Source organism: Actinoplanes sp. G11-F43, assembly GCF_050589265.1.
GTDB lineage: Bacteria > Actinomycetota > Actinomycetes > Mycobacteriales > Micromonosporaceae > Actinoplanes.
The window spans coordinates 68,253-80,695 of sequence record NZ_JBNZCE010000024.1; the positions used below are offsets into that span (position 1 = coordinate 68,253).

The 12,443-nt window shown below is 72.3% G+C and carries 10 protein-coding genes; 5 read left to right on the plus strand and 5 right to left on the minus strand.

Annotated features, from left to right (window positions below):
- The first annotated feature begins 187 nt into the window (after window positions 1-187).
- Window positions 188-958 (plus strand): LLM class F420-dependent oxidoreductase, encoded by a 771-nt coding sequence (locus ACQ0O7_RS27440; RefSeq protein ID WP_430785770.1) that lies wholly within the window; start codon window positions 188-190, stop codon window positions 956-958.
- A gap of 136 nt (window positions 959-1,094) precedes the next feature.
- Here ACQ0O7_RS27440 and ACQ0O7_RS27445 read toward each other — a convergent pair whose 3' ends face one another.
- Entirely contained in the window at window positions 1,095-1,880 is a 786-nt protein-coding gene (locus ACQ0O7_RS27445; protein ID WP_430785772.1) for a S1 family peptidase, read from the minus strand.
- A 56-nt stretch (window positions 1,881-1,936) separates the two neighbouring features.
- Window positions 1,937-4,537 (minus strand): sugar-binding protein, encoded by a 2,601-nt coding sequence (locus ACQ0O7_RS27450; protein ID WP_430785774.1) that lies wholly within the window; start codon window positions 4,535-4,537, stop codon window positions 1,937-1,939.
- A 145-nt stretch (window positions 4,538-4,682) separates the two neighbouring features.
- Here ACQ0O7_RS27450 and ACQ0O7_RS27455 point away from each other — a divergent pair, with 145 nt between their 5' ends.
- Window positions 4,683-5,447, plus strand: coding sequence for a hypothetical protein (locus ACQ0O7_RS27455; RefSeq protein ID WP_430785776.1), 765 nt, complete (start codon window positions 4,683-4,685; stop codon window positions 5,445-5,447).
- A gap of 250 nt (window positions 5,448-5,697) precedes the next feature.
- Here ACQ0O7_RS27455 and ACQ0O7_RS27460 read toward each other — a convergent pair whose 3' ends face one another.
- The gene (locus ACQ0O7_RS27460; protein WP_430785778.1) at window positions 5,698-6,303 is read right to left on the minus strand and encodes a hypothetical protein; all 606 of its coding nucleotides are present in this window, start codon (window positions 6,301-6,303) and stop codon (window positions 5,698-5,700) included.
- Between the two features lie 44 nt (window positions 6,304-6,347).
- Here ACQ0O7_RS27460 and ACQ0O7_RS27465 point away from each other — a divergent pair, with 44 nt between their 5' ends.
- The gene (locus ACQ0O7_RS27465; RefSeq protein ID WP_430785780.1) at window positions 6,348-7,049 is read left to right on the plus strand and encodes a TetR/AcrR family transcriptional regulator; all 702 of its coding nucleotides are present in this window, start codon (window positions 6,348-6,350) and stop codon (window positions 7,047-7,049) included.
- On the opposite strand, the gene ACQ0O7_RS27470 is transcribed toward ACQ0O7_RS27465, so the two are convergent.
- Window positions 7,001-8,707: an ABC transporter ATP-binding protein gene (locus ACQ0O7_RS27470; protein ID WP_430785782.1), complete on the minus strand. Its 1,707-nt coding sequence runs from the start codon at window positions 8,705-8,707 to the stop codon at window positions 7,001-7,003. The two genes, ACQ0O7_RS27465 and ACQ0O7_RS27470, sit on opposite strands and share 49 nt — an antisense overlap.
- Window positions 8,704-10,389 carry an ABC transporter ATP-binding protein gene (locus ACQ0O7_RS27475; protein WP_430785784.1) on the minus strand — a complete coding sequence of 562 codons (1,686 nt, stop codon included), beginning with the start codon at window positions 10,387-10,389 and terminating at the stop codon, window positions 8,704-8,706. The genes ACQ0O7_RS27470 and ACQ0O7_RS27475 overlap by 4 nt, the downstream gene beginning before the upstream one ends.
- Before the next feature lie 115 nt (window positions 10,390-10,504).
- On the opposite strand from ACQ0O7_RS27475, the gene ACQ0O7_RS27480 reads away from it, so the two are divergent.
- The gene (locus tag ACQ0O7_RS27480; RefSeq protein WP_430785786.1) at window positions 10,505-11,494 is read left to right on the plus strand and encodes an AAA family ATPase; all 990 of its coding nucleotides are present in this window, start codon (window positions 10,505-10,507) and stop codon (window positions 11,492-11,494) included.
- Window positions 11,491-12,441, plus strand: a complete 951-nt coding sequence (locus ACQ0O7_RS27485) for a VWA domain-containing protein (RefSeq protein ID WP_430785788.1) — start codon at window positions 11,491-11,493, stop codon at window positions 12,439-12,441. Before ACQ0O7_RS27480 ends, ACQ0O7_RS27485 begins: the two co-directional genes overlap by 4 nt.
- The last annotated feature ends 2 nt before the right edge of the window (window positions 12,442-12,443 follow it).

The window sequence follows — 12,443 nt, forward strand, 5'->3', positions numbered from 1 at the left end:
CCCCCCCCCCACGACTCGTACCGGGTGATCGGCTGGACCGCACTGCGGGAAAAGCCGTCCGTGTGGTGGGACGTGGTCCGTGACCTGCGGTGGGCGCTGCGGCACCGCCGCCCCCTGCCACCATCGATCGAGGCATCCCTCGGCCACCTGGCCGTGCCGGACGCCCCCGCGACGTAGGCTCGACGACATGATCGATAGGCCGGTTCGCATCGGGCTGCAGCTGCAGCCGCAACACATGGACTACGCCACCATCCGGCGCACCGCCTCGGAGGCCGAAGACCTGGGCGTGGACATCCTGTTCAACTGGGACCACTTCTATCCGCTCTCCGGAGAGCCGGACGGTCTGCACTTCGAGTGCTGGACCATGCTCGCCGCCTGGGCCGAGTCCACGTCCCGGGTGGAGATCGGCGCTCTCGTCGCCTGCAACAGCTACCGCAACCCCGACCTGCTCGCCGACATGGCCCGCACCGTCGACCACATCAGCGAGGGCCGCCTCATCCTCGGCATCGGCTCCGGCTGGTTCGAACGCGACTACACCGAATACGGCTACGAGTTCGGCACCGCCGGCAGCCGCCTCGACGACCTCGCCGAAGCCCTCCCCCGCATCGAATCCCGCTGGGCCAAGCTGAACCCGAGGCCGACCCGCGACATCCCGGTCCTGATCGGCGGCGGCGGCGAGAAGAAGACGCTGCGCCTGACCGCCAAGCACGCGAACATCTGGCACAGCTTCTCCGACCCCGAGACCCTGGAACGCAAACTCGGCATTCTGCGCTCGCACTGCGCCGACATCGGCCGCGACCCCGCCGAGATCGAGATCTCGACGATGGGCAAGACCGAGGACCGCGACCGGATGTACGAGCTGGGCGTGCGCCTCTTCACCATCAACGCCAGCGGCCCCACCCCCGACCTGACCGAACTCCGCGAATTCCTCGCCTGGCGCGACAAACTCAACGCGTAGTCCCGATCACTTCCACCGGTTGCGGCGGACAGGACATCGGTACACCGAATCGGCGGGCCGGAATCCACGGAGGCCGGATCGCGGCCCGGACGGACTTCGGTCGCGTCCGGGCCTGGCAAGCGTGCCTGGATTCCGGTCAGGGGGTGGTGGACAGCAGGAGGTCGGCGGCCCGCTGGATGTCCTGGCTGAAGTAGGCGACGTCGGTGTAGACCGGGGAGCCCGCCTCCTCGTCGCTGTCCCATTCGCAGTCGCCGCCGGCGCTCACGATGCCGACCTGTTCCCACGAGCCGTCGGGGAGCCGGTGCAGGGCCGGGCCGCCCGAGTCGCCGGCGCAGTGGCTTTTCCGGTCCACGACCCGGCCGCAGATCGTCGCGCGCGGGTATGCCGGGTTCTCCTGCCACCACGGGTCGTCGAAGCATTCCGCGTCCGGTTTGACCGGCAGGTCGACCTTACGCAGGAAGCGTTCCTGTTCCCCGCCCCACTGCTGCTTTCCCCAGCCGGTCACCGTCAGTGTCTGCGGGTCGGCGGGCGCGGTCGCGACGCGTACCACGGGAAGGTCCAGGGGTTCGGAGAGTTTGACCACCGCCCAGTCCGGCCCGTCCCACCAGTCGGTGCCGCCGCGGATCGCCACCGAGCTGGTGATGGTGCGGTGCGGGTCCTCGACGTCGACGGTGCCGGAGACGACGGTGAAGCCGTCGCCGGGCTGCTCGTCGACGCAGTGCTGGGCGGTGAGGACCAGCCGCGGGTGGATGAGGGTGCCGCCGCAGCCGACCGGCAGCAGCCGGACCATCCACGGGAACTCTCCGGGGCCGGCCTGTTCACCGCCGCTGATCGCGGCGGCCGGCGCGGCCCCCGCCAGGAGGGTGGCGGTGACCGCGGCCGTGGCGACCAGGATGCGTTTCCAGCGTTCTTGTCGTTTCACATCCTGTTTGACACCCGAGTGTCCTATTTGGTTGACGACGGGCCGGAACCAATTCGTCAGCGCACACCGACCGCGTCGACGATCAGGGTTCCGGCGACCACCTCCAGGGTCACCGTGTGCCGGCCGGGTGCCAGGCCGGCCACCTCGAAGGTCTGCTGGAAGTTGGTCGACGATCGGGCCGGCTGGTTCGCCGCGACCAGGGCGCCGTCCACCCGTACGTCAATCCGTGCCGTTCCGTCGTTGGCCCCGATGATGTCGAGCCCGGTGCCGGTGAAGGTGTGGCTGATCGTGGCGCCGGGGCCCTGGCTGATCGACGCGGTCCGGTGGTACTCGAACATCCCCCGGCCGTTGGTGTGCCGCCAGACCCCGCCGTACGTCAATCTCCCGGTCTCCAGGTTGTCGTGGTACCGCTGGTAGTACGGGGCGTGTCCGGGAACCCGCTCGATGCGCAGATCGTCGAACCGGGTGTGGTGGAAGCCGCTGGCCAGGTCGACCCGGCCGGAGAGGAACGGCGCCGGATCGGTCCAGACGGCCACCTGCGTACCGTTCACGAGACCGGTCACCGTCGCCCCGGTCACCCGGATCGCCAGCCGGTGTTCGGCGGTCGCGTCGAAGCCGTCCAGCGTGCCTGACGCGATGATCGTTCCGGTTCGCTGCAGCTGCCAGGTCCCGGTCGAGTTCAACCGCAGCGCGTACGGCGTTCCACCGAGACTGTGCGAGGAGCCTCCTCCGGTCGACCGGGCGCCGATGGCCGCGTAGTTGTCGGCGGCCGGCGCCCGTTCGAACCGCACGTCGACGCCGGCCTGGTAGTCGGTCCAGCGCAGATCCCCGACGCCGGTGATCGGGTCGGCGCTGTTCCAGGCCCGGCCGACGCCGGTGGCCGCCCGGTCCACCTGCTGCCGCAGCACATACCCGTCGTCGCTGGTCCGGACGGCTTCGAACGCCCCGTTGCGGTCCCAGGTGTACAGCGGGTCGGCACCGGTGTCACCGCCGCGCGACTCGATGAAGCCGGGTTTGCCGCGATAGTCGAACCGGTCGGCCCACAGCACACCGCGCCGCGGATCGGCGTCCAGCACCGGACGTCTCCCGTCGACCGGCAGGGGCGTCGTCCACTGCCGGTCCCGGGTCACGTCCAGCGAGGTGACGGTGACGATCGAAAAAGGCTTCACCCCGATGGTGTACGTCCCCCCGGCATCGCCCCGCAGCACCCCGGCGCGCCTCTTGTAGTTGGCGTCGAACCGCTGCCCCGGGCCGGCCGCGCGGGTCTCCCAGGCGGTCAGCCGGGGGTGGGCGCCGAGCCGGAATCCGGTCGGGGTGATCCGGTAGGTGCGCGGATACTCCGAGTCGTTCACGATCACCGTGGAGAACCCGGTCGCGTCCGGCGCCGCCATGGTCAGGTAGTCGGGCAGCCCGTTGCGCCCGACCACCGGGTTGGTGCCGGTGGCGGTGGACATGCTGGCCCGGGGCATCAGCCGCCAGATCCCGGCGGTGCCGGACCCGTTCTCCCAGCCGGTGTTCGCGAAGCTGCTGAAATGCTGGAGCACGGCGAGTCCGGCGTCGTAGTGCATCCAGCCGGACCAGGGGTCGCGGGCGGAGACGAGTTCCTTGAACGAGTACTGGCCGCCCTCGTAGAACGAGCCGATCGCCGGCTGGTAGATGAAGTGCGAGCGGCGCGATTTCACGAAGCCCTTGACGATGGTGTTGGCCATCTCCAGGGAACTGCCGGAGCCGCCCAGGCCGGTGCCGGGCACCGTCGGGTCGGGGGTGTTGTTGTTCGGCCGCAGCGCCGAGTTGCTGAAGGTGGCCTGGGCCTCGCTGTTCCAGACCTCCTTGTCGAACTCGTCGGCGAGCCGGGTGAAGTTGCCGCCGCTGTCGTCGTCGGTGTTGTAGTGGTACCCGGCCGCCGCCACCACATCACGCAGATCGGCGTCACCGACCATGGCCGGGCCGAAGCTGCCGATGCCCGCCTCGTCCGAGATGACCAGCTTGATCCGGCGGTAGAGGTCCGCCTCGCCGGGCCGGAAGCCGGTGGTGTCGGTGCGGACGAGTTCGGCGTACCGCTTGGTCCAGGCCAGGTCGGCGACGGCCTCGTTCACGCCGGGGTTCACGTAGTCGACCATGTAGCCGTACCGGCGGTGGGCGGCCAGGATGGTCTCCTTGTACCACTGGTAGATCTCGTCGTTGGTGTCCGCCCAGGCCGGCGCGTTCCACCGCAGGATGCTCACCTTGAGATCCGGGTTGACCTTCTTGGCGTCGGCGGCCAACTGGAAGCCGGGCGCCCGGGCGACGTTCGCCGGCTCGGTCGCGGTCCGTTTGGTGGCCGGGTCGGGCCCGGTCGAGTTGTTCCGGTCGTTACCCATCTCGATCTTGAAATGCGTCATGATCGGCCGTTCCCCACCGAACAAGACCCGGAGCAGGCGGGTGTACGCGGCCGGATGCTGCGCCTTGTAGTCCAGCAGCAGCGCGCTGGTGCTGTTGGCACTCAGCACCCCGAAACCCTTGAAGGTCAGCCCGTTGCGATTACCCGCGTCGATGTCGGCGGCGTCGACCACCACATCGACGGTCTCCCCGGCAGCGGTGGCGGCCTGAGCGGGCACGGCCAGCGCACACACCAGAAGACCCACGGAAGCAACAGCGGACAGGCGCCGACGTCTCATTTCGCCTCGTTCCGATCGACAGCGGATCCCGCCCAAGCTATCGATCCCCGTCAGCCGCACTAACACAACGATCAGACCCGAACACAAAGGTTCACACTGAACACCCCCTCGACAATGCTGATACGGCTCACAAAGGCGAATGCGAATGCGAATGCGATCGAACGCTGATCCGCCGGACGGGTGGCCACGGCCGCGACGGTCCGCCGGCCGGGTGCTGGGTGTGGTTGTCGCCGGGCTGGTGTCCGGGCTGCTTGCGGTCGCCGCCGCCGGCGCCGGTGATGTGCTCGAAGGCGCCGGGTTCGCGCTGGCGGCCGCGCTGGCCGGGCACGTCGCCGCGATCGGGATCAACATCCTGCGGCCGCCCAGGGCCGCCGCCGGAGGTCGCCGGATCGGAGTCACCGAGGCGGGTGAGAGAGGGCCGGCTTTCCCGTACGCGCGTCTGCCGTACTACCTTCTCGGCGCGACTCTGCTGCTCACCGCCCTGCTGGCCGCCGGGTTCGCCGTGGTGGTCGCCGCCGGTGGTGGGGTGATCGGCTGGCTGGTGGCCGTCGTCGCCGGCGGGTTCGCGGTGTTCGTCGGCTGGTTTCTCGTGGTGGTGCTGCGTCTCGCGCCGGGCACGATCGTGCTGACGACGTCGGGCATATATCACCGGTCGCTGGTTCTGGAGCACTTCGTGCCGTGGGAGGCGGTCGTCGATGTCGAGGCCCGCGACACGTGGATCACCGTGCGGGCCCTGCCGATGGAGGGCACCCGGGAGCGCCGGCACACCGGCCGCCTGCACACCTTCGAGGGGACGCTTCTGCCTTTCCTGGTGGTGCGGACCTGGTGGCTGGGTGCTGGCGCCGTACCGGCCTATCGGGCTCTCCGGTCTCGGCTCGACCATCCGGAATCCCGCCACGACTTCGATTAGCGTCGATGTGTTCCAGGCTGGGGAATCGCCGGGGCCGGCGGTGTCGACCCCGGCGCCGCGGCCGGGCGCTCGCTGAACCCGCGTACCGGCTGGACCGCCCAGGTCTGGGCGAACGTGCCCGGCGCCCGGCGGCCGGCCCGGACCCCGGGCGGCACCCGCTGGGGCCGCGGCGTCGACGCGATTCCCGGCCCGGACGGCGCCGTCTACGTCCCCGACGACCAGGCCGGTCTGGTCCACCGCCTCACGCCGCTCAGCCCGGCGACCCCACCCGGCTTCCGGTACGGCGGCGGGACAGCGCCCGGAGACCACCCAGCGCCCCGGCCGCCACCAGCACCGCGCCGGCGATGTAGCCGGCCACCCTCGTCGGCCAGGGCAGGAGTGTGGGGGCGGTGAACCAGCCGAGGACGAACGGTTCGAGGACGGCGCCGGCCGGGATGACCAGCCGGGCCGCCAGGCCCCACCGGTCCTCGCGGTGGGTGATGGCGCCGACCAGGCCGAGTGGGCCGCCGGTTACCGCCGCGGCCACGAACCAGTGCGCGTTGTACCGCCAGATGTCCGCGTCGAACATGCCGGTGAGCGTCCCGGCGGCGTAGTGCACGGCCAGGGCGGCCAGCCCGGACAGCACCCCGGCGGCGACGGCCGGGAGCGGACGGCGCACCAGCCGGCCGGCCAGCACCGCCAGGCCGCCCCACACCACTCCGGCGTTCAGCAACCTGCTGAGCGTCGACCGTACCGCCAGGATGGTGTCCGCCTCGCCGGACAGCTGGCTCTCCGTCGTCACGTTGGAGGCCAATGACACCAGGGCCAGCACCGTGGCGGCGGCGAGGACCCCGATCCACGGTCGTCGCTTGATCATGGCGGTGATGCTACCGGGGGTGGGGCCGGTGGTAGTTTGTCCGGATGCCCGTGGACGGAGACCGCCCCCGGAGTGCCGGCCGGCCGGCCCGCCTGTCCCTGGACGCCATCGTCACCACGGCGGCGCGGATCCTGGCGGCCGAGGGCCCGGAGAAGCTGTCGATGCGGCGGCTGGCGACCGAGCTCGGCAGCACACCGATGGCGCTCTACCACCACGTGCGTGACAAGGACGAGCTGCTGGCGCACGTGCTGGAGGAGCAGGCGCGGGCGATGCCCCGGCCGGAGTTCCCCGCGGATCCCCGACAGCGGCTGGTCGCGGCGTCGATCCTGCTGTACGAGCTGCTCGCCGAACGGCCGTGGATCATCGAGGTGCTGACCGGCGACGACCTGATCGCCCCGTCCGCGCTGTGGATCGTCGAGGTGATGATCGACGCCGCCGCCGAGCACGGTTGCTCCGATGACGAGGCCGTCTACGTCTACCGCACCCTGTGGTTCTACATCGTCGGTGACCTGGTGATCCGGCGGTCCACCGCGCGGCGGCGGGCACCGGCCGGGCGGGGCCGGGAGGACCGGATCGTCGCCGGGCTGACCGCCGGCACCCATCCGCGGCTGGCCGCGGTGTCCGGGCGCTGGGCCGAACTCAACGCCCGGGACACCCACCGGCGGGGGCTGCGCGCGATCGTCGACGGGCTGCTGCCTCAGCCGCCCGCCACCGGGGCCGCACCGACCGCCCAGAAACCGGCGTAACGCCCACCACGGCGGATCAGGTCGTCGTGGGCGCCCTCCTCGACGACCCGTCCACCGTCGAGGAAGACGACCCGGTCGGCGCGCTGAACGGTCCGCATCCGGTGCGCGATCATCACCACGGTCCGGCCGGTCATCAGGCGGTCGATGCCGTCGTGCACGGCCGCCTCGTTCACCGGGTCCAGCGCCGAGGTCACCTCGTCGAGCAGCACGATCGGCGCGTCCTTGAGCAGGGCGCGGGCGATCGACACGCGCTGGCGTTCGCCGCCGGACAGCAGCGTGCCGCCCTCGCCGACCCGGGTGGCCCAGCCGCCGGGCAGCCGTTCGACCACCTCGTCCAGGCGTGCGGCCGACGCGGCGGCCCGCACCTCGGCCTCGGTGGCGCCGGGGCGGCCGAGCCGGACGTTCTCCTCGATGGTGCCGTCGAACAGGTAGACGTCCTGGAACACGATGGCGATCCGGTCCATCAGGTCCGACGTCGCGATGTCCCGCACGTCGGCGCCGCCGATCCGGATCGTCCCGGCATCCGGGTCGTGGAAGCGGGCGAGCAGCCGGAGCAGGGTGCTCTTGCCCGCGCCGGACGGGCCGACCACACCGAGGCGCCGCCCCTCCGGCACGGTCAGGGTCAGCCCGTCGAGTACGGGCCGGTCCCCGTACCGGAAATCGACTGCCTCCAGGGACAGACCGGAACCCGCCGGCCGGACCGGATGGGCCGCCTCGGTCAGCGGCTCGGTGCGCAGCACCCGGTCCAGCCGGTCCAGCTCGGAGCGGGCGGCGCGCAGCCTGCCGCCGATGTCGGACAGCGACAGCAGCGGGTCGGCGGCGCGGGCGGCGAGCACCAGGACGGTCAGCACCTCGGCCGCGCCGAGGTCACCGCCGAGAGCCAGGGCGGTGCCGAGGATCAGCAGGGTGGTGAGGACGGTCTGCACGATGAGCGTCAGCCCCACCACGCCGGGCAGCACCGACAGGGTCCGCCGCCGCGACGACCGTTCCAGCTCCCGCAGCGCGTCGTCCAGCTCGGCGAACCCGCCGCCACCGGCCCGCAGCACCGGCTGGGCCCGCAGGAACTCGACCAGCCGGTCGGCGGCCTCGCGGTCGCGGGCGGCGTCGACGGCCTCGCCCTCGGTCGTCCGCCGCCCGGCCCACCGGTGGGCGAGCACCACCAGCGGCGCGGCGAGCAGGACGGCCAGGCCCAGCCGCGGGCTGATCACGGTGATCACCACGGCGATGGTCGCCGGGGTCACGCAGGCGGTGACGAACGGGGACAGCATGTGCGCCGAGATGCCCATCGCCGCCAGCAGACCCCGGCCGGCCAGCATCGACACCTCGCCGACGCGGGCCTTGTCGTACCAGCCGAGCGGCAGCCGGGCCAGGTGCTCGCCGAGGCGGTGGTACATGCCGCGCAGCATGGTGGTGCCGACCCGCATGCCGGACAGGTCGGCGGCGTAGCGCAGCACCGCGTACCCGGCGACGGTGGCGGCGAGGGCGAGCGTCCACGGCCGGGCGTCCGCCGGGGTGTCCCCGAACAGTGCCCGCAGGATCGGTAGCAGCAGGGCGTGGAGCAGGCCTTCCAGGACGGCGGCGGCGGTCATCAGGGCGATGGTGCGGCGCATCGGTACGGCGTACTCGTCGCCGAGCACCCGCAGCAGGGTCCGGATCATCGGGTGTGGTCTCCTCGCCGTGCGTGCCAGAAGTCGGCGAACCGGCCGCCGCGGGCGAGCAGATCGGCCGGGCGGCCCTGCTCGGCGATCACCCCGCCGTCCAGCATCACCACCGTGCCGGCGGCGGCGATGGTCTCCGGCCGGTGCGCGATCACCAGGACGGTCCGGCCGGGGAGGCTGGTCAGGGCCGTGCGGACGGCCCGGTCGGTCCACGGGTCGGCGAAGGCGGTGGCCTCGTCGAGGACCAGGATCGGGGTGCCGGCGGCCAGGGCCCGCGCGATCGCGACGCGTTGCGCCTCACCGCCGGAGAGCCGTACCTCCTCGCCGAGGACGGTCTGGTAGCCGTGCGGCAGTTCGAGGATCCGGTCGTGGATGTGCGCGAGCCGGGCGGCCCGGACGATGTCGTCTGCTCCGGCGTGCGGCGCGGCCGAGCCGATGTTGGCGGCGACCGAGGCACGCAGCAGCCGGACGTCCTGGAAGACGACGGCGACCCGCCGGTGCAGCTCACGCTCACCGATGTCGCGCAGGTCGGCGCCGCCGATGCGGATCGTGCCACCGGCCGGGTCGAAGAACCGGGGCAGCAGCGCGGCGAGTGTCGACTTGCCGCTACCGGAGGGCCCGGCCAGGGCGGTGACGGTGCCCGGTTCGAGGGTCAGGTCGACGCCACGCAGCACCTCGGGACCGTCGCCGTAGCCGAACCGGACGCCGCGCAGCTCGACCCGGTCGTCCCGGGGCACGACCGGACGATCGGGTTCGGGCAGTGGGCGCACCCGGAGCACCTCGCGGATCCGGCCGGCCGCGCGCCCGGCCGCCTGGATGTCGTCGAAGCCGTGCCCGAGCGCCGCCACCGGGGCGGTCAGGACGGGCCCGAGCAGCAGGAACGGCAGCAGGTCGGCCGGGGCCATCGCGCCGGAGGTGATCAGGAGGGTGCCGCCGGCCAGGACGACGGCCAGCACGAACGGCGGGGACAGGGCCAGCTGCATCCCGGCGGCGACCGCGGAGACGCCGCGCACCCAGCGGGTGAACACGTCGGCGAAGTCGTCGGCGGCGGTGCGGAATCCGCGGTGGGCCCGCTCGGCGCCGCCGAACGCCTTGACCACGGCGATGCCCTCGACGAACTCGACGACAGCGGCGGCGATCCGGCCCATCGCCGCGTCGTAGGCGACCTGCTCGCGGGTCCGGGCCGGGGTCATCAGCAGGGGCACGTGCGCGATCGCCAGCAGCACCGGGATCAGGGTGATCAGGGTGAGCCGCCAGTCGACGGCCAGCAGCACGGCCAGGCACACCGCCGGCACCACGAACGCGGCGGTCAGGTCGCCGGGGGTGTGGGCGATGAACGGGTGCAGCGCCCGGACGTCGTCGCCGGCCACCTTCGCCAGCTCGCCGCTGGGCCGGCGGGCGAGCCAGCCGATCGGCGCCCGGCCGAGGACGACGGCCAGCTCGCGGCGCACCGACAGCTGGACCCGGCCGTCGAGCAGGTGGCCGAGCCCGGCGGACACGCCGGTGAGCAGCAGCCAGAGGAACAGTCCGGCCGCGCCGAGGACGACGGCGGTCCGGACGTGGCCGTGGTCCGGCGGGCCGCCGGACAGCAGGACGCGGCCGATCTCGGCGATCGCGAGCAGCGGGGCCAGGCCGGCGACGGCTCCGGCCACTCGCAGCAGCACGACGGTCGTGAAGGTCACCAGGTGCGGGCGTAACAGTCGCCTCATCACTCCCCCAGGTTTTTATACGCGTATATAAATTAGCTCATCAGTCTCCTTCGGTGGTCTTTCGGTGCCGGCTGATGTCCTTGCGCCCATGACTGACATCGCGTCCGATGCCGACGTACGGCTGCTGGAGCAGACGCTGTTCGAGGTGAAGAAGGTGATCGTCGGGCAGGATCGCCTGGTCGAGCGGTTGATGACCGCGCTGCTCGCCGGTGGGCACATCCTGCTCGAAGGGGTGCCTGGAGTGGCCAAGACGCTTGCCGCGGAGACCCTGGCGACGGCGGTCGGCGGGAGTTTCCACCGGATCCAGTTCACCCCGGATCTGGTGCCGTCGGACATCGTCGGCACCCGGATCTACCGGGCCGGCCGGGAGAGTTTCGACGTCGAGCTGGGCCCGGTGATGGCGAACCTGGTGCTGGCCGACGAGATCAACCGGGCGCCGGCCAAGGTGCAGGCGGCGCTGCTGGAGGTGATGGCCGAGGGGCATCTGTCACTGGGCGGGCGGACCTACCCGGTCCCGAAGCCGTTCCTGGTCCTGGCCACCCAGAACCCGATCGAGAGCGAGGGCGTCTACCAGCTGCCGGAGGCGCAGCGGGACCGGTTCCTGATGCGGGTGGTGGTCGGCTACCCGTCCGAGCAGGACGAACTGGGCATCCTCTACCGGATGGGCGGCACCCGGCCGGCCGCCCACCGGGTGCTGGACCCGGACCGCCTGATCGCCCTGCAGCAGCGGGCCCGGGACGTGTTCGTGCACCACGCCCTGGCCGAATTCGTGGTCCGGCTGGTGTGCGCCACCCGCGATCCGGGACTGGCCGGTGAACTGGCCTACGGCGCGAGCCCGCGGGCCACCCTCGGCCTGGTCGCGGCGGCCCGGGCGCTGGCACTGCTGCGCGGGCGCGACTACGTGCTGCCCGGCGACGTGGTGGACATCGCGCCGGACGTACTGGCGCATCGTCTGGTTCTGGGTTTCGACGCGATCGCCGACGGGGTGACCGCGGAGAGCATCGTCGACCGGGTCCTCCGGAGCATCACGCCGCCGGTGATCGCTCCCGGTCAGACCGAGCTGGGGGTGGCGGCATGACCTGGCTCTCCCCGGAACGGTTGTGGCTGCTGGCCGCGGTCGCCGGACTCGCCGCCGGATACGTCGTCGCCCAGCGCCGCCGCAGCCGGTACGCGGTCCGGTTCACCAATCTGAGACTGCTCGACCGGGTGGCCCCGAAACGGCCGGGCTGGCGCCGCCACGTACCGGCCGGGTTGTTCCTGGCCATGCTCGGCCTGCTGGTCGCCGGGTTCGCCCAGCCGCAGGCGGCGACGCAGGTGCCCCGGGAGCGGGCGACGGTGATGGTGGCCGTCGACGTGTCCGGCTCGATGATGGCCGGCGACGTGGCCCCGGACCGGCTGGCCGCGGCCCGCGCCGCCGCCCACGAGTTCGCCGGCGGGCTGCCCGAGCAGTTCAACGTGGGCCTGATCGCGTTCGGTGGGGCCGCCTCGGTGCTGGTTCCGCCGGTCACCGACCGGGCCGCGCTGAGCGGTGGCATCGACCGGCTCGCCGAAGGGGTGGCCGGGCCGGGTGGCACCGCGATCGGCGAGGCGATCGCCGCGTCGCTGGACTCGATCCGCGCGCTGGACGCCGAGGCCGGGCAGGACGTGCCGCCGGCCCGGGTGGTGGTGCTCTCCGACGGCGCCAACACGATGGGCCAGGATCCGGCGACCGCCGCGCAGCGGGCCGTCGAGCTGGGCATCCCGGTGGACAGCATCTCGTTCGGCACCGCCGCCGGGACGATGCGCAACGGGACGCCGGTGCCGGTGGACGGGCAGACGCTGCAGGCGGTGGCGGACACCACCGGTGGTGACTATTTCGCGGCCGAGGACGCGGACGAGCTGCGGGCCGCGTACGCCGATGTCGGCAGTTCCATCGGCACGCGGACCGAGATCCGGGACGTCTCGGCCCGGTTCGTCGGCGCCGGGCTGGTGCTCGCCCTGCTCGCGGCGCTGGCCTCACTGTTCTGGTTCGCCCGGCTTCCGTAGAG